Annotated in this window: 18 protein-coding genes; 5 read left to right on the forward strand and 13 right to left on the reverse strand. The window is 62.7% G+C overall.

Going from position 1 to position 24,336, the window contains the following annotated elements; translation table 11 throughout:
- Positions 1–10: 10 nt before the first annotated feature.
- Both AB2B41_RS14865 and AB2B41_RS14870 read right to left on the reverse strand, forming a co-directional pair.
- On the reverse strand, positions 11–484 hold the full coding sequence (locus tag AB2B41_RS14865) for a DUF411 domain-containing protein (RefSeq protein WP_367878598.1): 474 nt from the start codon (positions 482–484) through the stop codon (positions 11–13).
- 392 nt (positions 485–876) lie between these two features.
- On the reverse strand, positions 877–1,794 hold the full coding sequence (locus tag AB2B41_RS14870) for a LysR family transcriptional regulator (protein ID WP_367878599.1): 918 nt from the start codon (positions 1,792–1,794) through the stop codon (positions 877–879).
- Between the two features lie 96 nt (positions 1,795–1,890).
- Between AB2B41_RS14870 and AB2B41_RS14875 the strand changes: the two genes are divergently transcribed.
- The 3 genes from AB2B41_RS14875 (at position 1,891) to AB2B41_RS14885 (ending at position 6,740) form a co-directional block, all read left to right on the forward strand.
- Positions 1,891–3,450: a proton-conducting transporter transmembrane domain-containing protein gene (locus AB2B41_RS14875; protein ID WP_367878600.1), complete on the forward strand. Its 1,560-nt coding sequence runs from the start codon at positions 1,891–1,893 to the stop codon at positions 3,448–3,450.
- A gap of 16 nt (positions 3,451–3,466) precedes the next feature.
- Positions 3,467–5,845, forward strand: a complete 2,379-nt coding sequence (locus AB2B41_RS14880; RefSeq protein WP_367878601.1) for a YbcC family protein — start codon at positions 3,467–3,469, stop codon at positions 5,843–5,845.
- 277 nt (positions 5,846–6,122) lie between these two features.
- Entirely contained in the window at positions 6,123–6,740 is a 618-nt protein-coding gene (locus AB2B41_RS14885) for a hypothetical protein (protein WP_367878602.1), read from the forward strand.
- Here AB2B41_RS14885 and cueR read toward each other — a convergent pair.
- Both cueR and AB2B41_RS14895 read right to left on the reverse strand, forming a co-directional pair.
- Positions 6,737–7,141 (reverse strand): Cu(I)-responsive transcriptional regulator, encoded by a 405-nt coding sequence (gene cueR / locus AB2B41_RS14890; RefSeq protein WP_367878603.1) that lies wholly within the window; start codon positions 7,139–7,141, stop codon positions 6,737–6,739. The genes AB2B41_RS14885 and cueR overlap by 4 nt on opposite strands.
- A 13-nt stretch (positions 7,142–7,154) precedes the next feature.
- Positions 7,155–9,665, reverse strand: coding sequence for a heavy metal translocating P-type ATPase (locus AB2B41_RS14895; RefSeq protein ID WP_367878604.1), 2,511 nt, complete (start codon positions 9,663–9,665; stop codon positions 7,155–7,157).
- Between the two features lie 161 nt (positions 9,666–9,826).
- On the opposite strand from AB2B41_RS14895, the gene AB2B41_RS14900 reads away from it, so the two are divergent.
- A complete protein-coding gene (locus AB2B41_RS14900) occupies positions 9,827–10,021 on the forward strand; it encodes a heavy-metal-associated domain-containing protein (protein WP_367878605.1) in 195 nt (64 codons plus the stop codon).
- Between the two features lie 195 nt (positions 10,022–10,216).
- On the opposite strand, the gene AB2B41_RS14905 is transcribed toward AB2B41_RS14900, so the two are convergent.
- The 4 genes from AB2B41_RS14905 to acsA are packed head-to-tail and all read right to left on the reverse strand — an operon-like array spanning position 10,217 to position 15,319.
- Positions 10,217–10,462, reverse strand: a complete 246-nt coding sequence (locus tag AB2B41_RS14905) for an acyl carrier protein (protein WP_367878606.1) — start codon at positions 10,460–10,462, stop codon at positions 10,217–10,219.
- Complete coding sequence (locus AB2B41_RS14910; RefSeq protein ID WP_367878607.1) at positions 10,459–11,625, reverse strand: dihydrolipoamide acetyltransferase family protein; 1,167 nt, start codon at positions 11,623–11,625, stop codon at positions 10,459–10,461. The genes AB2B41_RS14905 and AB2B41_RS14910 overlap by 4 nt, the downstream gene beginning before the upstream one ends.
- Positions 11,625–13,622 carry a pyruvate dehydrogenase (acetyl-transferring) E1 component subunit alpha gene (pdhA, locus tag AB2B41_RS14915; RefSeq protein ID WP_367878608.1) on the reverse strand — a complete coding sequence of 666 codons (1,998 nt, stop codon included), beginning with the start codon at positions 13,620–13,622 and terminating at the stop codon, positions 11,625–11,627. Before pdhA ends, AB2B41_RS14910 begins: the two co-directional genes overlap by 1 nt.
- Positions 13,619–15,319 (reverse strand): acetate--CoA ligase, encoded by a 1,701-nt coding sequence (acsA, locus tag AB2B41_RS14920; protein WP_367878609.1) that lies wholly within the window; start codon positions 15,317–15,319, stop codon positions 13,619–13,621. Before acsA ends, pdhA begins: the two co-directional genes overlap by 4 nt.
- 383 nt (positions 15,320–15,702) lie before the next feature.
- Between acsA and AB2B41_RS14925 the strand changes: the two genes are divergently transcribed.
- Entirely contained in the window at positions 15,703–16,842 is a 1,140-nt protein-coding gene (locus AB2B41_RS14925) for a pyridoxal phosphate-dependent aminotransferase (protein WP_367878610.1), read from the forward strand.
- A gap of 88 nt (positions 16,843–16,930) precedes the next feature.
- Here AB2B41_RS14925 and AB2B41_RS14930 read toward each other — a convergent pair whose 3' ends face one another.
- The 5 genes from AB2B41_RS14930 to AB2B41_RS14950 form a co-directional block, all read right to left on the reverse strand.
- Positions 16,931–17,884, reverse strand: a complete 954-nt coding sequence (locus AB2B41_RS14930; RefSeq protein WP_367878611.1) for a formylglycine-generating enzyme family protein — start codon at positions 17,882–17,884, stop codon at positions 16,931–16,933.
- A gap of 73 nt (positions 17,885–17,957) precedes the next feature.
- The gene (gene betC, locus AB2B41_RS14935; protein WP_367878612.1) at positions 17,958–19,517 is read right to left on the reverse strand and encodes a choline-sulfatase; all 1,560 of its coding nucleotides are present in this window, start codon (positions 19,515–19,517) and stop codon (positions 17,958–17,960) included.
- 79 nt (positions 19,518–19,596) lie between these two features.
- Complete coding sequence (locus tag AB2B41_RS14940; RefSeq protein ID WP_367878613.1) at positions 19,597–20,568, reverse strand: TAXI family TRAP transporter solute-binding subunit; 972 nt, start codon at positions 20,566–20,568, stop codon at positions 19,597–19,599.
- Positions 20,565–22,499 (reverse strand): TRAP transporter permease, encoded by a 1,935-nt coding sequence (locus AB2B41_RS14945; RefSeq protein WP_367878614.1) that lies wholly within the window; start codon positions 22,497–22,499, stop codon positions 20,565–20,567. The genes AB2B41_RS14940 and AB2B41_RS14945 overlap by 4 nt, the downstream gene beginning before the upstream one ends.
- Complete coding sequence (locus AB2B41_RS14950) at positions 22,492–23,676, reverse strand: ROK family transcriptional regulator (protein WP_367878615.1); 1,185 nt, start codon at positions 23,674–23,676, stop codon at positions 22,492–22,494. Before AB2B41_RS14950 ends, AB2B41_RS14945 begins: the two co-directional genes overlap by 8 nt.
- Positions 23,677–24,336 lie beyond the last annotated feature (660 nt).

Raw genomic sequence — 24,336 nt, forward strand, 5'->3', positions numbered from 1 at the left:
TCCACCCATCTCAAGCCGCCGCATATGATGTAAACACCTCTGTCGTCCCGTCCCGCCGGATCAGTAACACGTCATAGGCCTCCCGCTTCTCCTCGGGCCCCATGCCCGGAGATCCGTAGGGCATGCCCGGCACGGCCAGACCGATGGCGTCGGGCCGCTCGGCCAGCAGGCGCCGGATGTCGGCCACCGGCACGTGGCCCTCGATCACGTAACCTTCCACATCCGCCGTATGGCACGAGGCCATATCGGGTGGGATGCCCCGCGCGGCCTTCGCGCGGTAGAGCGCGACACCGGCACTTGGCTCACTGGTGACGGAAAACCCCGCCTGCTGCAGGATATCCATCCATGCGCTGCAGCAGCCGCAGTTGGGGTCTTTGAGTACGTGAATGACAGGCCCGGCGCCCGCATGCAGCCCCGATGGTATTGCCAGCAGCGCCGCCGCCGAAGCCAGCATCCCGCGCCTAGTGATTGTGTCGTCCTGCAATCCGGTATCCTCCGCGTTCTCTCTCTGCCGCCCTCTAAGGGTTCCAGCGGGGGCTAGGTCAACCCCGCATCAATATCTAGCGCATGGGCAGGGAGCGGCAAAGGCCCGGTCTTCGGTCCACTGGAGACTTCCGCCGCTCCGGTTCATACAGCCGTCAAACCGCCCGTTAAGATTTCTCCGATCCTGGAAATCAATATCCACCAGCGACTGCCGTCGATCCTCCGCCTCCTCCACCCAGACCGCCTACCTGTCCGCCCTGTCGATCAACCCAGCAAAGCGCCGGCGCGTCAAGGCGGCCGAGTCCTTCAAGCAGCTCTGGTCAACCCACCCTATGCTTGAGAAAACGGCACCATGTCCGCGTCCACCATGATCCTCAGCCCCACCTTCTCAACTTATCCTTTCGCTTTCCCGATCTCGGACCATCCAGGCGGGATGCGCTTGGCGTGCAGCACCTCGTGAACGAGCGGGTTCGGAAACTTGCGGCTGATCGTGACGGCCGCAAAGACCTCGCGGACGTCGTCGAGACGCGCGTATTCCTTCAGTCGTCCAACCGTCAATTCGTCTTGCACCACGATGGGGGGAATGACGGCAATGCCGGCATCGGCGCGCGCAAGCAGGCGGAGCATCGCCATGTCATCGGCTTCCGCCGCGATGCGTGGGACGATACCGACCCGTTCGAGAAGGGCGTCGAACCCGGCGCGGATCGAGGTCTCCGGGGTTGGCAGAACAAGCGGCTCCGACGCCAGAATACTGGCGACATCGACCTTCCCCGCTGGCAGCCTGTCCGGCGAACCGACGAGGCTGACCTGTTGATCGGCCAGCGTGTGTACAAGGTAAGGGCTGGAGCCGTCCCGCGCCGGAATGAGATTGGTCAACACGATGTCGAGCGATTGCGCCTCGAGGGCGCGCAAGAGCAGCTCCTGTGTTCCCGATCTCAAGACCACCTCGACGTCATCGCGCCCGATCAGGGGATCGAGAAACGCGATCTGGAAATTCCGCGACAGGGTGGCGAGCGCCCCGATCCGCAAAACACGGCGCTTCGCTTCGGCCCGTTTCAGGGTCGCGGTCAGGTTCTCGGCAGCTCGGAAAATCTCGTCCGCGTGGTCGAGCGCGATCCGGCCAGCCTCTGACAAATGGAGATTTCGCCCGCGCCGTTCGAACAGATCGTGGCCAAGGGCGGCTTCCAGCGCCTTGATCTGCGTGGATACCGCCGATTGCGAAATGTTGAGCGCGCGGGCGGCTCCGGTAAGGGTTCCGTCCCTCGCGACAGCCCGAAACAAGCGCAGGTGATGCAGGTTGAGTGTCGACATAGTTCTATCAAATGGAAGGATTGCTGACAGAATATGAATTTTTCTTCAAGTACGCCATGACCTATCTGACGCTCTAACCTGCCACGGAGTATGCTCATGGAATTCTCGCCCTCGTTCCTCGCGCCCTGCGTTCTGATTGTGCTTGCGATGCTTGCATGGCGCCAGCCCGGCCGCAGGCCGACCGGTTTGGCGCAACGCGCGGAATTCGCAGCGCTTGCGACCCTTGCACTCGCCGTGTTCGGTCTCGTCCAGTACGTGGTCTCCGGTCCTGCGAAGCTTTCTCTTCTCGAAGGCCCCGCGTCCCTTTCGCTGAAAGCCAATCTCGTGACGTCCACTCTGGTGCTGCTCGTCGCCTTTATCGGCTGGGTCGTGATCCGCTACAGCCGCACCTATCTCGACGGTGAGTCACAAGAGAGTCGGTTCCACGCGCTCATGCTCGCGACACTGGCGGCGGTGCTGCTCTTTGTTCAGTCCGGCAGCCTGGCGGCGCTCATCCTTTTCTCAGCGCTGGTCGGGTTGGGGTTGAAACGCCTCCTTCTGTTCTATGAAGACCGCCCCGAAGCCCGCCGGGCGGCGACGAAGTTCGCGCTGGTCTGGCACGGCGCAGACGCGGCCCTGGTTCTTGCGGCGGTGTTGCTGGTCGGAAGCTACGGCACCGGCGACCTCAATGGGATCGCGACAACTGCTTCCGAAACGGGCCTCACCTGGGCCGCATCGCTTGGTGTCGCACTGGTCGTTCTTGCGGCAGCGCTGAAAACGGCGGCCTTTCCGCTGCACGGATGGCTGACCGAAGTCATGGAAGCGCCGACCCCGGTCTCGGCCTTGCTGCACGCGGGCATCATCAACTCGGGCGGCGTTATCCTGATTTCGCTCGCGGGGCTTGTGCAACTCAGCCCCGGTGCCATGGCAACGCTGGTCATCATCGGCGGGTTCACCGCGCTCTTCGGTGCGGCCGTCATGCTGACACAGAGTGCTGTCAAGACGTCGCTGGCCTGGTCCACCGTGTCACAGATGGGGTTCCTGTTGCTGCAATGCGGCCTCGGTCTCTGGGCCCTCGCGCTTCTGCATATCGTTGCGCACTCGCTCTACAAGGCGCACGCCTTCCTCTCGTCGGGCGGCGCCGTGCAGGCCGTGGCGAACCTGCGTCGCCCGGGGCCGATTGCGGTCCCTAGTCTTGGCGCTGTCCTCAGGTCCTTCGCCCTTGCGCTTGCGATATACGCTGTGATCGCCACCGCCTTTACGATGATGCTGGGACCGAAGACGGCGCAGGCGCTGGCTCTCGGGGCGATCCTGATTTTCGGCGTGGCCTACCTGGTCGCACAGGGGCTCGCCGATCTGGCGCCGAGCGAACTGACCAAGCGGACGGCGCGGGCGTCGCTGGGCGCGGCAGTGGCCTACTTCGCCTTCCAGGCCGCCGCGCAGGCCACATGGGGACCGGCCCTGCCGGCAGCGCCCACGCCCGGCCCTCTGGAATGGGCGCTTATCGTCCTTGCGCTGGTCTCGTTCGGTCTTGTCGCCTTCGCGCAGGCGCTCTTTCCGCTCTGGGCTCACCACCCTTCCACTGCCGGGCTGAGGGTTCACCTCGCCAATGGCTTTTACCTGAATGCCCTGCTTGACCGCGCGATTGGCGGCTTCAAGAACGCAAAATCGAACTGAGATCGTGGAGAGCGACATGTTTCAGACACACCCCCAGATTGCCCCTTCGCTGACATCGGCGATCCTCAAAGCCGTCGAAGACGCCGCCCGGCGAATCCCGCCCGCGTTTCCTCTGGAAGCAACGGTTGCCGTGAACCCCTTCCTTGGGCAGACCGGTGAAGACCTCGCAACCGCCTCGGCACGTTTGCAAAGGGTCGCCGGTGTCCGGGCAACCCAGCCTGCTGCGGCCTATGCGGAGATGTTGGAAGAGGGTCATTTGACGGACGCGGACCTGGAAGAGGCAGTGGCGGCATCGACGTCGTTGCTCAAGCCCAGGGGAGGCAGGGCGCTGAAGGCGATCCTTGGCAAGGCTGGCTTGCAGGCGCCGACTGCCCTGCCGACGGTGGCCGACCTCGCCGCCGACGTCACGGGCGTGGACTGGCCGTCGATCATCGAAAAGACCGTTGGCATCTGGGCGGCGGGAGAATTCGACCGGGGCCAGGCACTCTGGTCGCCGACGCCCGGCACGGACGCTTTCGCCTCTTGGCGGGCCTGGGCAACCCACGACCTGACGCCAGAAATCGCGGGCCTTTCCGGCTTCTGCGCCCATGTCGCGGCAGCCCCCGACACCGCTGACCGCGCAATCCTCAGGGCAGCGGATGCCCTGGGCCTCAAGGTGCACGCCGCCGAGACTGCCTTTCACCGTCTCAACATGGACCTCGGGGGCTGGTCCCAGCATGCGCGCTGGCTGCTGTGGCAAGCGGAACTGGCCGGAGGGACGGACAGGACACTGGCCGATCTGCTTGCGATCCGGCTGATCTGGGAGGAAGCCTTGCTCAGGCATGTGCCGACTGTCGGGGCAAAATGGGCCGAAACCGTTCTGGCGCATGGTGCACCGCTGGAACCCACGGAGCAGGATGTGGCCCTTGCGATTGCACAAGAGGCGTGCGAGCGGGCGCATCAACGCAGTCTCATCGCCGCGTTGGACGGAGAGACCGGATCCAAGGATCGCCCCGCGCTTCAGGCGGCCTTCTGCATCGACGTCCGGTCCGAGGTGTTTCGCCGGGCGCTGGAAAGCGTCGACCCGGCGATCGAGACGATCGGTTTTGCGGGCTTCTTCGGCCTGCCGCTGGCGCACAAGGCGCATGGTTCGGATGTCGTCGAGGCACATCTGCCGGTGCTTCTGAACCCGGCCGTGGAAACCGCAAGCCACGTTGATGCGAAGGGGGAAAAGGACACCCGGATCGCGGCGCGCAGCGCCCGCGCCTGGGGCCGGTTCCGTCAGGCCGCCGTCTCGTCTTTCGCCTTTGTCGAGGCGGCAGGACCGTTCTATGCCGGAAAGCTGGTGCGGGATGCCTTGGGGCTGCAGCGCAAATCGGCGAAGCCTGCCCCGGCACCGCAAGTTGTCGGCGGTCTCGATGCGAAGGCAAAAGCGGATACCGCAGCTGCCGTGCTGGGAGCCATGAGCCTGACCAAGGGCCATGGGGAAATCGTTCTGCTGCTCGGACACGGCGGCCAGGTGACCAACAATCCGCACGAAAGCGCCTATCACTGCGGCGCTTGCGGCGGCTACACCGGCGAGGTCTCTGCAAGGCTTCTGGCGGCGCTCCTGAATGATCCCGAGACCAGAGCGGGTCTTGTCGAGCGCGGCATCGTCATTCCGGAGGACACATTGTTCATCGCCGGGCTCCACGATACCACGACGGACGAGATCATGATCTATGACGACGGATTGCCCTCTGACCGTGGGGACGACATCCGGCGGACGAAGGGCTGGCTGAAGCAGGCCGGGCGGATCGCGCGTGCTGAACGTGTTTCAACCTTGCCCGGGGCCACCCCATGGACCATCGCCGACCGTGCGCTCAACTGGGCCGAGGTGCGCCCGGAGTGGGGCCTCGCAGGCTGCGCCGCCTTCATCGCGGCACCGCGCTCTGCGACCGCGGGCAAGGACCTTGGCGGGCGCGCCTTCCTGCACAGCTACGACTGGGAGGCCGACGACGGCTTTGGCACGCTGGAGCTGATCCTTACTGCACCCGTCGTTGTCGCAAGCTGGATCAGCATGCAGTATTACGGGTCGTCCGTGATGCCCGAGGTATTCGGTGGCGGCAACAAGCTTATCCATAACGTCGTGGGTGGCATCGGTGTGATCGAGGGCAACTCCGGTCGTCTCAGGCCGGGCTTGCCATGGCAGGCCGTTCACGATGGCGACAAGCTGATGCACGAACCGCTGCGTCTGTCGGTGATGATCGAGGCCCCGCGCGAGGCGATCACGGACGTTCTCGAACGCCATCCGGGGGTGCGCGATCTTTTCGACAACGGCTGGCTCCATCTCTTTACGTTGAAAGACGGCAAGGTCGATGCCCGATATCTCCCCGGGCTCGTCTGGACGGACACCGTGGAGGCCCTCGCGGCGTGATGCTCCCAGAAATGCTGGCGTTTTGTGACGTGCTCTCCGAGGAGGCGGCGGTCGTGCCGCCTCTTGCCTGACTGGCCTGGCGCGACCTTGCGGGCGAAGCCGCCTGAATGTGCGGGCGGAGTGACAAGAAGGAAGGACATCAAACCCGATTGTTCAGAGGCGTGATTGAACCAACTGATTGTTGAGTACTGCGTGGCCAACCAGCTTCGATTGAGCCTAAGCTACATCTGAATAAGAATTTGGGTGTGGTCGTTTGGATCGGTATTTTTCAACCCATATGAGCGGGGTGCTGTTTCTGCGAAACGTCCTGCTCTTCAGTCTGGTGGGAATGTTGCCGATCCTGGCACTCTACGTTCTGCTTACGCCCGGCTTTGCATCCGCCCTGGCGGGCGGGGGGCCTTCCCTGCAGCGTTTCCTGAGACAGGTTCTGTCCAATGGCCTGCCCGTGGTCTTCGTTGTCAACTATGTCGGTTTCTTTCTCTACGCGCTTTCGCGCCAGCGCCCTGATGAAGAGCGCGATCCGGCGGCCCTGATAGCCGTGGATTTCGTTGCCAGACTTGGGCTCTTCTACGGCATTCATGTCCTGATTTACGTGGTTTCCGCCGACTGGTTCGGATCTTTCGGAGGGAGCCGTGCGACGGCCTGGCGCGTTGTCGCGCCTACACTTGCGCGTTCCGCGCTCTTTGAGAACATCTCGGGCGTCTACCTTTACGCGACTTTGGTCAGCGCTATCCCCTTGTATGTCTCAGCGATCAGACGCTCGTCGCGCTTCCGACCGGTTGTTGTGCACCTTCCCAAAGGGGTTGGGCCAATCACAATCGCGTTGCTCATCTTTGCCGCCGGAGCAGTCTGCCTGACGATTCTGGCGGGTACCTTCATGCGTTTTCAGAGTTAAAGCGGCTTAGATCGGCTCCCCCCAGCCAGATCGCTGAGGATCGGACAGTCCGGCCGATGGTCGCCGTGGCACGACTTGACCAGGTGCGAGAGTGTCTCACGCATGGATTGAAGCTGCGCGATCTTGTCGTCGATTGCCTTCAAATGCTCCTCGGCAACCGCTTTCACCTGCGCGCTTTCCCGGCTCTCGTCCTCATAGAGCCCAAGAAGGGTCCGGCAGTCCTCGATGGAGAACCCCAGCGCGCGGGCACGCCCCAGAAAAGCGAGCTTGTGCAGATCGGTTTCCCGGAATGCCCGGTAACCGTTCTCGCTGCGTTGCGGGCGCACCAGGCCGATATCCTCATAGTAGCGGATGGTTTTGGGCGGCAGGCCGGAGCGTTCTGCGACTTCTCCAATGTTCATCGTATCCGGTCTCCTATTCTGCCGGTTGCATGCGGGTCTGTGACAAAGGCGCCTTGGGCCTTGCCTCTTCGCGCATCGCAGGAGCAATGCGGCGCAGACGCAGAGCGTTCGTCAGGACCGACACCGACGACAGAGCCATCGCGCCCGCGGCAAAGACCGGCGACAAGAGCAGTCCGAAGGCGGGGTAAAGCACGCCTGCGGCAACTGGGATAAGCGCGACGTTGTAGCCGAAAGCCCAGGCAAGGTTCTGGCGGATATTCGACATTGTCCGCCTTGACACCTCGACGGCGTTGACCACGCCGCGCAGGTCGCCCGACATCAGAACCACGTCAGCGCTCTCGATGGCGACGTCGGTGCCCGTACCGATGGCGATGCCAACGTCCGCATGTGCAAGCGCCGGCGCGTCGTTGATGCCGTCGCCCACAAAGGCCACCTTGCGGCCCCCTGTCCTGAGGTCATCGAGTGCCGCGACCTTTCCGTCCGGCAACACGCCGGCGATGACATGGTCGATCCCGGTCTCGCGGGCGATGGCTTCCGCCGTCTCCTGCTTGTCGCCGGTGATCATCGCGATCTTGAAGCCACGTTCATGCAAGGCGGAGATCGCAGCCCGGCTTGCGGGCTTCACCGGGTCGGCAACGGCAATGACCGCAGCCAGCCTGCCGTCGACCGCCGCATAAAGCGCGGTGCGACCGCGACTTGCCAGATCCCGTTCCGTGTCGATGAGGGGCGCGATGTCGACGTTCTCGCGGATCATGTATCGGTCCGCGCCCACCATGATCTCCTGGCCCTCGACCATCGCCGCGACCCCGTATCCTGTGACAGACCGGAAACCGGCGGCAGTCTGAACCGCGATGCCTTCACGTCGCGCTCCCCGGACGATGGCTTCGGCGATGGGGTGCTCCGACTGGTCCTCGACGGCGGCAATCAGACCGAGAACCGTATCGCGGTCAAAACCTTCGGTGACAACAACATCCGTTAGGGTCGGCTTCCCCTCCGTCACTGTCCCGGTCTTGTCGAGCGCGATGACATCGACGTTTGACAGCTCCTGCAGCGCGTCCCCCTTGCGGAAGAGAACCCCCATCTCAGCCGCCCGGCCTGTCCCCACCATGATTGACGTCGGCGTGGCCAATCCCATGGCACAAGGGCAGGCAATGATCAGCACGGAAACACCAGCCACCAGTGCAAGGGTCAGCGCTGGGTCGGGCCCAACCGCTAGCCAAACGACAACTGTCAGCGCGGCCAGGGCCATGACGGCTGGCACGAACCAGAGCGTTACCCGGTCTACCAGCCCCTGGATCGGCAGCTTGGCGCCCTGCGCTTCTTCGACCATGCGGATGATCTGCGCGAGTGTCGTGTCAGAGCCGACGCGCGACGCCCGGAAGGTAAGACTGCCGGTGCCGTTGACCGTGCCGCCGGTGACGGTCGCACCCGTAGCTTTCGCGACAGGCACGGGCTCCCCCGTGATCATGCTCTCGTCGACGTTGCTGGTGCCATCCACGACCTGTCCATCGACCGGGATGCGCTCGCCCGGGCGCACAAGAATCGTGTCGCCGACACCAAGCGCATCTACGTCCACTTCGACAGTCTGGTCCCCTTTCAACACGCGCGCTGTGCGCACCTGAAGCCCCAGAAGCGCCTGAATGGCCGCACCGGTTCTACCCTTGGCCCGCGCCTCGAGCCAGCGTCCGATGAGAATGAGCACCACGATGACCGCCGCAGCTTCGAAATAGACCGCCCGCACGCCTTCGGGCAGCAGGCCGGGCACGAAGGTGGCGATCACCGAGTAGCTCCACGCGGCCCCTGTTCCGACAGCGACAAGGCTGTTCATGTCGGGTGCAGCGCGCAGCAGGGCCGGGATGCCCTTGATGAAGAAATGCCTGCCGGGGCCGAAGAGAACGATGGTCGCCAGGACGAACTGGATGACCCAGGATGTTTGCGTCCCGATGGTGTTGGCGATCAGATGATGGAAACCGGGCACCAGATGGGCGCCCATTTCCAGAATGAAAACCGGCAGCGCCAGTGCCGCCGCAAGAAGGACATTCCGGCGCAAATTGTCCGCTTCCTCCGCCTTGCGCTCCACGCGCGACTGGCTGGCGTTGGCTTCGGCGACCTCGGCCGGATAGCCGATCGCCGCTGTCGCAGCCAAAAGGTCGGCGGGAGTGACGGCACCTTCAAAATATTCGACCACGGCCGTTTCCGCGGCAAGGTTCACGGTGACCGACATGACCCCGGGCACGTCCGCAAGTGCCTTGTCGACACGTCCGACGCAGGACGCGCAGGACATCGAAGCGATGTTCAGCGTGATCCGGGCTGTGCGTACCGGATACCCCAGCTTGTCGAGCGCCTGGGCGGCGTCCTGCAGACGGGTGGGACCATCAACCGACAGTCGCGCCGATTCCGAAGCGAGGTTTACCGAGACGTCGGAGACGCCTTCCAGCGCTGCCAGCGTCTTTTCAACGCGGCCCACGCAAGAGGCGCATGACATGCCTTCGATATTAAGAGTGGCTTGCGTGTTTTGGGTCATGGTGGTTCCCCTCATCCTAATACAGATGTGATATAGGGCTTCCAGTGACTGGAAGCTCAAGAGGGGAGAACGATTTTTTTGATTTGTCCTGGCTCCGTATTGCACTTGACCTTCCACTTGCTGGATTCATTATCCTGAACCCAAGTCACTGAGGATCGCACATGAAATTCCACGTCCCGGACATGAGCTGCGGCCATTGCACCGCCGCAATCACAAAGGAAATCGCATCCCTCGATCCAACAGCTGAGGTCGCGGCCGACCTTGTGGCACGCATCGTCGAGGTCAAGACAGGCCAGCCAGACACGGCAGTGATCGATGCGATCAAGGCCGCAGGGTACGACGCGGCATCGGTCTGAAATCATTGGGAGGCGCGTTCTTCGCCTCACGCCTCATCGTGCGGCTCAACGCAGATTTAGCGCAGCCGGCAAGGAGATTTCCCGACTGACTTTTGGGCGCCAGTCAAAGCAGCAAATCAGCAGCGCAGCAAAAAGAGTTCCAAACTGAACGAAGCGATCAGGAATTCGCGCTTCTCCGAGATAACGATTGGATCGTCATTCAAGCTTCGACCCGATGTAATCGACAGCCTGTGCCAGTGTGGCGATCTGCGGGTAGTCCGGTTCTGGAATATCAACCCCAAGCCTACGATGCAGCGCCGTGACCAGGTTCAGGATATCCATGGAGTCGAGGCCCAGATCCTCCTGGATATGATCGCTCTCTCTCACGTCCTCCGCCGCGATGTCGGGCGCGACATTGGTCAATTCCTCGATGAAAACAGTGCGGATTTCGTCTGGGGTCATAGGTTCTCCGGATCCGAAATTGCGGCCATGAAAGCCGCGATGAATTCCGCGCCCTGACGGCCATCGCTGACGCGATGATCCGCGGACAGGCTGAGTGTCACGACCGTGCGCGGGACAACCTCCTGCCTGACCACCCAGGGCCGTACCTGCGGCGTGCCAAGGCAGACCAGCGCGACCTGCGGTGGGAAAATCACGCCGGTCATTTCTTCGGCGCCGGTCTCGCCGAGACTTGAAATCGTGATGGTGCCCTCGGTCATCTCCGAATTGCGCAGCCGTCCTGCGCGGGCGCGGCTTACCAGATCGCGCATGGCCACCATCGTTTCCGCAAGGCTCATCCGATCCGCGTCGATCAGCGCGGGTGCCACGAGGCCCCCGCCGCGCAGGGCCACGGCAACGCCCGCATTGACACGTTCCGAGGGATGAAATGCGTCGTCGGTGTAGTGACCGTTCATCACGCGGACCTTTGTGGCTGCGCGCACGACCGCACGCACAAGGAGCGCGCCCATCAGCACGCGTTCGGCCGGTGGTACCTTTGCGTTATGCGCTGCCAGCCAGTCCTTGGCCGGCTCAATGTCGATGGTCTGGGACAGATAGAAATGTGGAATGGTGCGTTTGGACCGGGACATGGCCGCACCGATGGCCCTGCGCATTTCCTCCATGACCAAAGGTGTCTTGGCAGGTTTCGCCGCTGCCTTCCCGGCGGCCGCTTCCACATCCGCAAGCACGATTCCACTGTCGGGAAAGCTGCCGTCTAGCGTGGCCAGATCGACGTTCAATTCCTGCGCCCTGCGGCGTGCCGCGGGTGACGCCCGCACCTCGCCGGTAGTCGGAACGGTCACAGAAGGCTTCTTCGCAGGCTCGGGTGGGACAGGCACCGCTGCGGGGGCTGCCGGTTCCGTTTCTGCAACGGGTTCAAAAGCGGCTTCGCCCGGCGCGCGTATCTGTGCCAGCGGCGCGCCAACGGGAAGCTTCGCGCCGGTTTCGGCCAGCAGGTTCTCTACCGTTCCTTCCTCGAAACACTCGATCTCGATTGCGCCCTTCTGGGTTTCGATCACCGCCACGATGTCGCCCCGGTGCACGGTATCGCCCGGGGCAATCAGCCATTCGACCAGCGTTCCGGCCTCCATGTCCGACCCAAGAGAAGGAAGGGTGAAAACGCCCATCAGCCCTTCCCCAGAACGGCTTTCGCCGCCGCGACGATCTTGCCGACCTGCGGGATGGATGCTTCTTCAAGGTGTTTTGGGTAAGGGATCGGCACCTCCTCGGAACAGACCCGGCCGACCGGTGCATCGAGCGTCCAGAAGACCTGCTCCATGATCCTGGCCGAGATTTCGGCGGCGAGCGAACCGCTTCGCCAGCCTTCGTCGACGATCACCGCGCGGCGTGTCTTGCCCACCGAGGCCATGATCGTTGTATCATCGAGCGGGCGGAGCGTGCGCAGGTCAACAACTTCGGCCTCGATGCCCTCCTTTGAGAGTTCCTCTGCTGCATCCAGCGTTTTGAAGAGCGATCCACCGTATGTGATAAGGCTGAGATCCCTGCCCTCCCTTCGGATGGCTGCCTTGGCAATGTCGACTGCGCCCGCATTTGTATCGAGGTGACCTGAGCGGTTGTAGAGCATCACGTTCTCGAAGATCAGAACCGGATCGGGGTCCTGCAGCGCCGTCCAGAGCATTCCGCGCGCGTCTTCCAGCGTGGCCGGGGCAAGCACCTTGAGGCCGGGGATATGGGCATACCAGCCTTCAAGGCTGTGCGAGTGCTGCGCGGCAAGCTGCTTGCCCGCGCCGGTCGCCATGCGGATCACCAGCGGCACGCCGAATTGCCCTCCGGACATATGGCGCACGGTTGCCGCAGTGTTCATGATCTGGTCGAGCGCCAGCAAAGAGAAGTTCACCGTCATCAGTTCGACAATCGGGCGAAGCCCGGCCGCTGCGGCCCCGATGCCCGCCCCGGTGAACCCGCTTTCCGACAGCGGCGTGTCCCGGATGCGGGCCTCGCCGAATTCCTGCATCAGCCCTTTGGAGACTGCATAGCATCCGCCGTAGGCGCCCACGTCCTCGCCCATCAGAAAGACCCGATCATCCCGGGTCATCGCATCGCGCAGCGCCTCACGCACGGCGTCGCGATAGGTAATCTCGACCGTTTCGCCCGAAGGGGTCGGCGCATCGGGCGGCTCCGGCTGGGGACCAAGCGTGTTGACGTAAAGCTGGTCAATAGGTTCCCATGTGCCGGCCTCCGCAAAGGCTACCGCTTCGGCAATCTCGGTGTCGATCGCCGCCTCGATCTCGGAGATTTCCTTTTTGTGGATAAGGCCGTTTTCCAGCAACCAACCCTGAAATCTGACGATGGGCCCGCGCCGCCGCCACTCTTCGACCTCGGCCTTGTCGCGATAGAGTTGGGCGTCGAACATCGAGTGGGCCCGGAAGCGGTAGGTCTTGCATTCAAGAAAATAGGGCTTGCCGGTGTCGCGGATGCTGTGGATCGCCCGTCTGGCGGCGGCCTCGACGGCGACAACATCCATCCCGTCGACCTCGCGTGTTTCCATGTCGTAAGAGGCCGCCTTGGCGTGGATGTTAGTCTCGGATTCGGTACGCGAAAGCGCGCTGCCCATGGCATAGCCGTTGTTCTCACATACGAAGAGAACCGGGAGTTCCCAAAGCGAGGCAAGGTTCATCGCCTCGTGGAACTCGCCTTCGGCCACCGCACCTTCTCCGAAGAAACAGGCGGTCACGGTGTCGTCTCCGCGCATCCGGTCGGCAAGGGCCAGCCCGGCCGCGAGCGGCAGCCCGCCACCGACAATCGCGTTGCCGCCATAGAAGAGGTTCTCGGCATCGAACAGATGCATCGAGCCCCCGCGCCCGCCTGAACATCCTTCAGCCTTGCCATACATCTCGGCCATGATCGTCGTCATGGGCACGCCCCGGACCAGCGCGTGCCCGTGCTCGCGGTAGGTCGCCACGATGCGGTCACGCGCTTCCAGCACCGGGATCACGCCGGAGGCAATCGCCTCTTCCCCGTCGTAGAGGTGCAGGAAGCCGCGAATTTTCTCCTGGGTGTAAAGCTCGGCGCATTTGTCTTCGAATTTCCGAACGCGGATCATGTCGCGCAGCAGCGACCGGACATGGGCGCGGTCGAGCTTGGGTTTGTCAGTGGTGCTCATGTCTCATCCGTCTCCAGTGTGGAAATGTCGCCTTCGGGCAGACCGAGTTCCCGCGCCTTGAGCAGTCGCCGCATGATCTTGCCCGACCGCGTCTTGGGCAGGGTATTGCGAAAGACCACCTCACGCGGCGCGACGGCTGGGCCCAGCTTCTTGCGTGCGTGGCCACGGATGTCGCGTTCCAGCGCCTCATCCGGCGTGAAATCAGGGTTCAGCGTAACGTAGGCTTTGACGATCTCGCCTGCGGTTTCGTCCGGAATGCCGATCACACCGGCCTCGGCGACCGCCGGGTGTTCGATCAGTGCGCTTTCCACCTCGAAGGGCCCCACCAGATGACCGGATGTCTTGATGAGGTCGTCGGCCCGACCCACGAACCAGAAATACCCGTCTGCATCCCGCATCGCCAGATCGCCAGAGAGGTACCAATCATCGACGAAGCATTTGTTGTAGCGCGCCTGTTCATGCAGGTAGGCGCGCATCATCGACGGCCAACCGGGCCGCAGTACCAGCTCGCCCACCTCGCCGTCGTCAAGCTGCCGCAAGGTGTCGCCGGACCTTTCCACGATCCCGGCCTCGATGCCCGGCATCGCCTTGCCCATCGACCCGGGCTTGACCTCATCACCGGGGCAATTCGCGATCATGATGCCCCCGGTCTCCGTCTGCCACCAGTTGTCGTGAAACGGCTGGCCGAAAACCTGCGCGCTCCAGATCACCGCCTCGGGGTTCAGTGGCTCACCGACACTGGCGAGAAAGCGCAGAGACGAGAAATCATAGGGCGCCGCAGCCGCCGCACCGGCACGCATCATCATCCGGATGGCCGTCGGCGCGGAGTACCAGACCTCGACCTTCTCCCGTTGGACCGTGGCGTACCACCGATCAAGGTCGAACTCCGCCTCATCCACGATCATCGTGACCCTGTTCACCAGAGGTGAGACGATACCATAGCAGGTGCCCGTGACCCAGCCGGGATCGGCGGTGCACCAGTAGATCGTGCCGGGTGTCAGATCGAGCGCCACGCGCCCCGAAAACGCATGATAGAGGACCGCGTTGTGGACGTGGACAACCCCCTTTGGTTTGCCCGTCGTGCCAGAGGTGAAATGCACCAGCGCCGGGTCGTCCGGCCCCGTGCGCCGCGTCTCGAATTCCGCCGACGCGCCTGCCATCGCGGGACCGAACGCCACGCATCCCTCAGGCGCTTCATCGCCGACAATCAGGATCAGCCTGAGTGTCGGGATCTGATCACGCCAGGCGGCGATTTTGCGCTTGTAAAGCTGCGCGGTGGTCACCAGCACTGCTGCGTCCCCGATTTCCATGCGCGTGCGGATCGGTTCGGGCCCAAAGGCCGAGAACAAAGGCGTGAAGACCAGCCCGGCCTTCAGTGTGCCCAAGGCGGCGAAATAGAGTTCCGGCACCCGGCCCATCAGGCTGAAAACACCGTCGCCGGGCTTCAGCCCATGCGCGGTAAGCACATTGGCGAAACGCGCCGAGGCATCGGCGAGATCCGCATAGGTGAAGTCCCGCCTTTCCCCTTCCTTGCCCAGCCAGAGCAGCGCGCGCTCAGCACCGTTGCCGTGTAGGACATGACGGTCCACGGCCTCGTAGGCGATGTTGACCGAGCCCTCTGGCGCGTCGATTATTCCGTCTGCATCGGCCCAGGGCACAGGTCGGTTGGTTCGTTCGGAAACAGCGGGTTTTGCCATCGTTTCGCCTCCCGACAACAGGATGTCGCATTTCCGGCATCGGCAGATTGACTTGCATCAAGCAATTGGCAAACCGCCACCATCGGGCGCGCCGGCTTCATGGGGCCGCGCCACGCATGCTTCCGCCCGGCACAAATCCACGGCCCTTGATCGAGATCATGAAGCCAGGGACGGCATGGCGCAAAGTAACCGAAAGGCTGGCACCCGGGATGCACGGAGCAAACGCATGTGCAAGCCGCACCCGCGGAGGTGGCAAAAGCCGGGGTCATCCGCCTGCCCGCTGGCACCAGAGCCGGAAGGAAAAGACTGAAGCCGAAGGAAAGCTCATGCAGATGAAACAGGAGCCAAAAGGACACATCGCTTCAAGATCGCGGCAGCTGCAGATGTCGGCTATCAAGGAGATGTCCATCCTCAGCGCCAAGGTTCCCGGCGCGGCGTCCCTTGCCTGGGGGCTGCCCTCGTTCCGGACACCGGCGCCGATCCGGGAGGCGGTGTCGGCAGCGTTGGAGGCTGACCCGAAAATCGGCATGTACGCCCTGCCCGGAGGGCTGCCCGACCTCTGCGAGGCCGTGGCGGAAGAACACGCCCGCCGCACCGGCATGTCCGTCGATCCCGAGCGGAACGTCACGATCACTGCGGGCAATATGGAGGGGCTGAACAGCCTGTTTCAGGTGCTGGTCGACCCCGGTGACGAGGTGATCGTCACGGACCCGGGCTTTGTTTCCCATATCAGCCAGATTACGTTCTGTGGCGGGCGTCCGGTTTTCTGGCCCATGCAGGAGGATCAGGGCTGGCAACTCGATCTCGCGGCGCTGGAGCGGCTGATCAGCCCCCGGACAAAGGCCATCGTGCTGGTGTCGCCCTCCAATCCCACCGGCCGCATCATGGACGAGACCACACTGCGTGGGGTCGCGGAGATCGCGGTCAGGCACGGGGTTCTGCTGGTGATCGACGACCCCTACAGCCATTTCACCTATGACAACCTCGACAAGTTCTTCAACCTTGCGTCAGCTCCAGAGTATTCCCAGAACCTTGTCTATCTTTTCACCTTTTCCAAAGCCTATGCCATGAGCGGCTGGCGGGTCGGCTACACGATCGCACCCGAGCAAATCCGCAAAGAGATCGTCAAGGTGCATGATCTGACAATGATCTGCACGCCCCGGATCTCGCAGATCGCGGCACTTGCGGCGCTGAGGACGGAGCCGTCGCATTTGACAGAATTCGAAACCATCCTCGACCGCAGGCGGCGGCTGATTTGCGACCGTCTGGATGCGATGCAGCATGTCTTTGACTATCAGCGCCCCGAAGGCGCCTATTACGTGTTCCCGAGGCTGCGCGTCGGGACAACGGACGACGTGAAATTCGCCCATGATCTTTTGCGAGAAGCGCGCGTCACCGTCACGCCGGGCAGCGCCTTCGGCCCTTCCGGCCAGAACCATGTCCGTATGGCCTACTGTGTGGAAGACGACGTCATCAACCTCGCCTTTGACCGGATGGAGGCGCATTTCGGTCGAGGCGGATGATGGTATTGCGGTCGCAAGCCCTGGATGGCGAACGGATGCAGACCGGCGGAAGGGCCAGGCTGATCTTCGAGGTGCCGGAGTTAATTTCCTACTGCGGCCGCTGGATGTCCGAGACACCATCGAACACCAGACGAAATCCGATGTGCGAGGTCGAGGAGTCCTGACTGCTGCTGTTGCGGGCCGCGATCCGGTAGCGAAAGCAATAGCTCTTGTGGCAGAGGAACGATCCGCCCTTGCAGAGCTTGAAGCCCGTCTTGCCTTCATGTGCGGCCTTGACGGATTTCTTCAGCGACCGAACCTTGAACGGCTGGGATGTCCATTCCCAGACGTTGCCGACCATATTGTAGAGCCCGTAGCCATTCGGTTCGAAGGAGCGCGCCGGCGCCGTACCGCGATACCCGTCGAGGCCGAGGTCCTGATGGGGGAACCGGCCCTGCCAGATATTGCAGGGCTGGAAGGCCGCGTCGTCGGGTTCATCGTCTCCCCACGGAAAGCGGACATCGCCAAGACCACCGCGGGCGGCGTGTTCCCATTCCGCTTCGCTAGGAAGCCGCCCCCCTGCCCAGGCGGCAAATGCAGTGGCATCGCTCCAGGAGATATGCACGACGGGATGATCGGGCAGAGCCGCGGGACCGTCAGGCCCCGTAGGGCGACGCCAGCTTGCTCCGGGCAAGACGCGCCACCAGGGCGCCGCAGAGACGGCACGGGTGGGCGGCGTCCCCTCTGGCAGCAGGCCTTGGAACACGAGCGAGTCCCCGATGCGCTCCGCATCCGTCTGGTATCCCGTGGCCTTGACGAACGACCGGAACTGCGTGTTCGTCACAGTCGTTGAGGCCATCCGGAATTCCGACAGCTTTTTGCGGCGAAGCGGTCCTTCGCCGTCAGCGTCGAAGATGGAATGGGCCGTTCCGACCAGCGCCAGACCGCCGGGAATGGGTACGGCATCTTTCGCAATGCAGGCTCCTGTCGCCGCCCCTTGCGCCGGTCTCTGTGTTCCCTGCGGCGCTGGCGCAGGGCGCGGGGGCGTGCAGCACGTCTTCATCTGATCACTCGGCCTTTCGGATCGGCCCATGGTGCATGCAGTTTCGCTGAGGTCCAGCGTCTTCAGCCGGGGCTCAGCGCGTGCCACGCGGGTGTTGCGGCGGTGTCACCGGCACGTAAGGAAAGCGGCCGCGCTGCTTTGTGGCCGTCGTGCTGGGGTCGGTGCCGCCCCGTACGTAGACCTTGGACGGATCATAGGGCGGTCCATAGTCCCAATAGGGGAAACGACCGTGCTTCATGGCATCCTGCACAAAAAGCCGCTTTTTCTGCGAGGCCCGGATGCGGCGATCAAGATCGTCCTCGTCCCAACGGGTTTGCATTTCGGCGAACATCTCGGCGACCAGATCGGCATGGGCCGGGTCTTCCGCCAGGTTGTTCAACTCAAGCGGATCGGCACGAAGATTAAAAAGCATCTTCGGATCGGTCCGGCTGTGGACAAGCTTGTAGCGGCCCCGGATCATGATGAGCGCGGGGGCATAAAGGCCCTCGCCATTGAACTCGATGAATATCCTGTCCTCAGGGCCGTCCCGTTCCGGCAGGTGCAAAAGGCTGCGGCCATCGACCGGCGCGGCATAGCCGTCAAACGTCCCCTCGCTGGCGATGTCGGTGAAGGTCGGCAGCAGATCCACGAGGGAGGCCAGCGCCTGCTCGCGGTGCCCGGCCCGCACGCCGGGCCCCTGCATGATCAGCGGCACCCGCACCGAGGCCTCGAACGGGTTGAATTTGTACCACATCCCCCGCTCGCCCAGCATCTCACCATGGTCGGAGGTGATGATCACATAGGTGTTCTCAAGCTGCCCGATGCTTTCCAGCGTCTCGATCAGCCCGCCGATCAGCTCGTCTATGTGGGTGACCATCGCCATGTACCCACGGCGCGCGTTTCTCAGTTGCTCGGGTGTGATGTCGAATTCGTCCTGCCGGATCGTAAGGTAGTACCGCTGCGCCCAGGGGTCCCTTTCCTCGTATGGGATATACGGTACTTCCGGGTCCGGGATATCGACGCCCTCGTACATGTCCCAGTACTTGCGCCCCGCAACGAACGGGTTGTGCGGTTGCGTGAAGGAGACATGCAGCATGAAGGGCCGGTCATCGGTCGACCGCGCGTGGTTGTAGAGCTCCTGCTTTGCCGCGTGAAAGACCTCCTCGTCATAGTCGATCTGGAGGTTGCGTTCGCAAGGCCCGGCCTCCACCACGCTCAGAAGGCTCATCACCGAAGGCGCATAGGGCTCGTCCGTCTGATCCCAGTCCGCGGTCCAGGCGAAATCCGACGGGTAGATATCTGTTGTCAGCCGCTCTTCGAACCCGTGCAACTGGTCGGGTCCCACGAAATGCATCTTGCCTGCCAGCACCGTCTTGTACCCCAGTGTCCGCAGGTAATGGGCAAAGGTCGGCTCGGAGGCGAGGAACTCGGCGCCATTATCAAATACGCCCACGCCGGAGGGCAGACGCCCCGTCATCATCGACGCCCGCGATGGTCCGCAGACGGGATTGTTGCAGTAGCTGTTGGCGAAGGTCGTGCCGCGCTCGGCGATCCGGTCGATGTTGGGCGTGATCGCGTAGGGCTTGCCGTAGGCACCAAGACAAAGCGCGGTCAACTGATCCGCCTGGATAACAAGGATGTTCGGGCGCGTCATGGGTATCCCTCAGGCTAACTGGCGTTCTGTGTCCCGGACCGGCTGGAAACCGGTCCGGGCGATGGCGACGGGAGAAAGGTCAGCCACCGGTTCTCGCAACGAAGTCCTCGATGCCCGGCACGCCGATCTCTCGGTAGTAGCGCAGTGCGCCCGGATGCAGGGGCGAGCCGAAGCCGTTCAGGACGGTTTCCTTGGACATCTTTCCAAAGGCAGGGTGAACGCCCGCAAGCGCCTCGAGGTTCTCAAAGACGGCCTTGGTCATCTCGTAGACCCGCTCCTCCGGAACGTCGGCCGAGATCACGAGCCCGTTGGCAAGACCATAGGTCGGCGTGTCTTCCGCGACATCCTCGTAGGTCCCGCCCGGAATGGAGAGGCGGAAATACGGCGGGTAGTCGGCGCGCAGCTCTTCGAAGAAGCTGTCCTCAACCGGGATCAGCTTGAGGTCGCGGGTGGCCGCAAGCTTGATGACCGGTGCGAGGGGAAAGGACCCGTTCCACAGTGCTGCATCGATGTTCCCGTCACTCAGCATGTCGACCATGTCACCCAGACGCACGCGGAAGGGTTCGAAATCCTCTCCGGCCACCTTTGCCATCAGCACGTTGGCGTCCAGCATCGAAACACCACCGGGCTGCCCCATGCCGATACGCTTGCCCTTGAGATCGGCGACCGAGTTCACGGGACCGTCCTGAAGCGCGATGATATGCATGGCGACAGGTGCGATGGACATCCAGGCAAGGATCCTGCCCGGCTCCGACCCTGCGTAGTTGCCCGTGCCGGCCCATGCCTCATAGGCCGACAGCGAGGTGGCCATGGATGCTTCCAGCTCTCCGTTCTGCATGAGGGCGATGTTGGCGACATAGCCCTTCGTCTCCTCCGCAGTCGCTTCCACGCCGTCGACGTTCTTGTTGATCACGTCGGCGATGCCCGCCGACCAGGTGTAGGCGGTGCAGGTGACCGGGCAGGAACCGATCGAAATGTACTCCTGCGCCTTTGCAGTGGCAGGCAGAGCGAGAACGGCGGCCAAAAGGCCTATCTTCAGGTCAATCTTCATTGGGTGTCTCCCTTGGGTGTGAGCTGTTCCGGTTGCAGTCCGGATTCTGTTGTTGATCGTTTGGAAAGCCGCGACTGAACGGCGGCGAGCGCTGCAAAGATGACAAAGGCGGCAAGATCGAAGAGCCAGTCGGAACTCATGAAGAGGATCGCCGCCGCGGCAAAACCAAGCCGCTCGATGAAGGTCAGACGAATCGAGAATTGCCCGAGCATCGCGGCGCTGGCGCAGATACCCCCAGCAATCGCCGTGACGAACGACAACACGATCCGGCCCGCACCGACATCGATCCCCAGGATGGCCGGGTCATAGACAAAGAAATAGGGGACCGCGAAGGCCGCCATGCCGAACTGGCAGGCCAGCACAGCGATCTTGAGCGGATTGCCCTGCGCGATGGAGGCGGCGGCATAGGCCGCAAGGGCCACGGGCGGCGTGATCGAGGACAACATGGCCGAGTAGAGAACGAAGAGGTGCGCAGGCAGCAGCCCGACACCAAGATCGACCAATGCAGGCGCGACAAGCGTCGCGACGAGAATGTAGGCTGCCGCCGTGGGCAGGCCCATGCCCAGCACAAGGCAGGTCAACATCGTCAGGACAAGTGCGGCAGGCAGGGAGCCACCGGACAGCAACACCACCAGCGTGGAGAACTTCAGGCCGATACCGGTCAGCGTGATGATCCCGATGATCACACCGGCGGCCGCGCAGGCAAGGGCCACGGGAATGACAGCGCTTGCCGCGGCCTTTGCTGTCTCGATCATGCGGGGCAGCGTCAGCGCGGTTTCCCGTGACAGGTAGCTGACGAGCACCGACGCAACGATTGCCCAGAAAGACGACAGCATGATCGAATAGCCGTTCAGCAACATGCTGACGAACACGGGAAGCGGGACAAGCAGATAGGAACGGCGCAGAATGGATGCCCAATCGGTGACCGAGTCCGCATCGCGCAGCACGGGGATCTTCCGTTTGACCGCCTCGAAATGCACCATGGCCAGCAGCACCGCATAGAAGATCACCGCGGGCAGGAACGCGGCCTTGGCGATCGTCAGATAAGAGGTCTCGGTGAACTCGGCCATGATGAAGGCAGCCGCGCCCATCACGGGCGGCATCAACTGACCCCCAGTCGATGCGACGGCTTCGATGGCACCTGCCGCTTCCTTGCGGTAGCCGCTCTTTCGCATCAGCGGGATCGAGATCGGCCCCGTGGTCAGGACGTTGGCGACTGCGGTGCCCGAGATCATGCCCATCAGGCTTGAACCGACAACGGCAGCCTTGGCGGGCCCACCGCGCAGACGCCCGGTCAGGGCGGTCGCAAAGTCCATCAGGACCTGGCCTGCACCGGTTTTTTCGAGAAGCGCGCCAAGCACAACCACGCCTGTCACAAAGGTCGCGCTGACACCGAGGGGCGTGCCGAAGACACCGCCGCCCCCGAGATAGATCTGCGACATCACCCGTTCGACCGAATAGCCGCGATGTCCGAAAGGCGAGGGAAGATAGTTGCCGAAGAGCCCGTAGAGGATGAATCCGCTGGCCAGCAGCACGATCGGCCAGCCAATGGTCCGGCGGCAGGCATCGAAGAGTGCCACGATCAGCAGGCACCCCAGAATAACTTCGTAGTCGGTGATCGCCCCGTAGCGGTTGTTGATGGCCTCGAAGTTGAAGAGCTGATGACCCGTCGCAATCAACCCGCCAGCCATCACGAGGAGCATGATCAGCCGCCGCAGGTTGGCGTGGCGGCCCGGCAGACGGTCCGGGTCGTAGCTGTCTTGAAGCGTGTACCCGGCGACGAGGATCATGATGAGCAACAGATGCGCGCTCCGCTGGATGCCGTCGGGAAACACCCCGAAGAAGGCACTGTAGAGCGTCAATCCGATGAGAGCGAGCGCCGTGATCGCCAGAACCGCATTCAGGATGCGGCGTATCCCGGCCTCAGCCACGTGCCGAACTCCGCGGTGCGGCCGTGTCAACCAGCCGGTCATAGTCAAGTCGGTCCGAATAACAGAACGTGTGAAGCGCGAGCAGTGCCGCTGACCTTTCAGGGCGAATGGTGCCTCGGACAAGCCGGAAGGCTGCGTCGGACCCCAGATCGTAGTGCGTTTCCAAGGCGCGCTTCACTCCGTCAAAATAGATGGCGTCGCTCCCGAGTTGGCCGCTGACGATCACCATTTCCGGACCGAGCAGCTTTCCGATGTTGTCGATCGCTGGCGCAAGGCATGCGCCCGCCTCGGAAACGAGCCCGGTCGCCGTCTGGTTGCTGAGCACCTCCAGAAGGGTACCGGCGTAGTAGGAAAGATGCGCATTATCGAAACTCGGTTCATCGAGCAGACCAAGGCGCCCCAGCACCCCAAATCCGGTTGCATTGAGGTTAAGACAGTCCGACCGACCGCAGACGCAGGTCAGCTCAGTGGGTGTCGACCGGAAATGACCGATAAGGCCCGAAACCCCCGTCGCCCCGCGCACGATCCTGTTCTCCGACACGATGCTGGCGCCGACGAAGGTCGCGGCATGCACCAGCGCGAAGGCGCTTGCCTCGCGCGCCGCGCCAAAGCGCATTTCGGCGATGGCCAGGGCATTCGCGATGTTCTCGATCTCGATCGGCAGGTCGATGAACTTGCGTATCTCGCTGCAGAAGCGGCCGCCGTCATTGGCCCAGCCAAAGTACTCCGACCTTAGGATTTCACACCGGTCAGGGTCCGTCCGCGCGGAAAGCGCGATACCGATGCCGATGATGCGTTCAAGGTCCACGTCGGCTTCCTCGATCAGCAGCCGTACCGCCTCTGCGTAGACGCGTGCCGCACTCTCAGGTGTTTCGAACGGCGGGTTGAGAACCATCCGGTTGGCCCTGATCTCCCCCGCTGCATCGCAAATGGAAACCTCCGAGTGATAGGCCGAAACGGTAATACCGACGGCAAAGATACGCGCCGGAACGATCCGGAGGCCGGTCTTCGGGCGCCCGACCGATCGCTTCTTTTTTCGCGTCTTCCCGGGGCTTTCGAACTCCTCGACAAGGCCTGCCGCCAATAGCTCGCGCACAATCCGCGTTGCGGCCATCTCCGAAAAACCGAGTGCTGAGGCGAGGTCGGATCGGGATGTGCCCGGTACTCTTTCAATCATGGAAAGAGCCATCCCTCGATGCGCGCGGCGAAGGCTTGCGGGGGTGGAGCTGTGTGCATCATTAATAACCATCAGTTAGTTAATAATATGGAACGACTCGATTCGCTAGTCTTTCGTTGCCTCTGGTACCGAGCGGCTCGTTCAAAAGACATGTAACTGCTGACGGCTCTTGCAGGCGAAATTGCCGTGAACCACCAACACGACATTTCTATGAAGCTTTGCAATAAGGACGAGGTATTCTCCTCCCTTCCCTAACCAGCCGCGACGATCCTTGTTGTCTCATCAGCCCGGCAACTCTGAGGGCTCTTTCGCTGCATCCCGTCACAAAAAGATCAACGGCGTCCTGCAGTACGCGTTTCCTGGCTCATCTTCGCTCTCGAACGGTTCACTGAGCCAAGAATGCTCCGGGGTTCAGAAATCCTGATCACGCCGACAGCGTTGAATTCAGGAAAGGCCCAAATGATGCTTCCCAAAATCGCAAAAGGTAACAAGCTGGGATTTGGGGTCTTTCGTCATTGATTTTCAATGGATTCGCATTGGCGTCGGGCGTTCTTGTGCGAGATCGGAGAGTGGTCTGAAATCGGCGGGCCAGACTTCGCCTTCTTAAATGGTGCCTTTCCTTACAAACCTGTCGCTTTCCAGGCCTGCGCGGGGTGCCTT

Source organism: Sulfitobacter sediminis (assembly GCF_040811725.1).
Lineage (GTDB): Bacteria > Pseudomonadota > Alphaproteobacteria > Rhodobacterales > Rhodobacteraceae > Sulfitobacter > Sulfitobacter sediminis.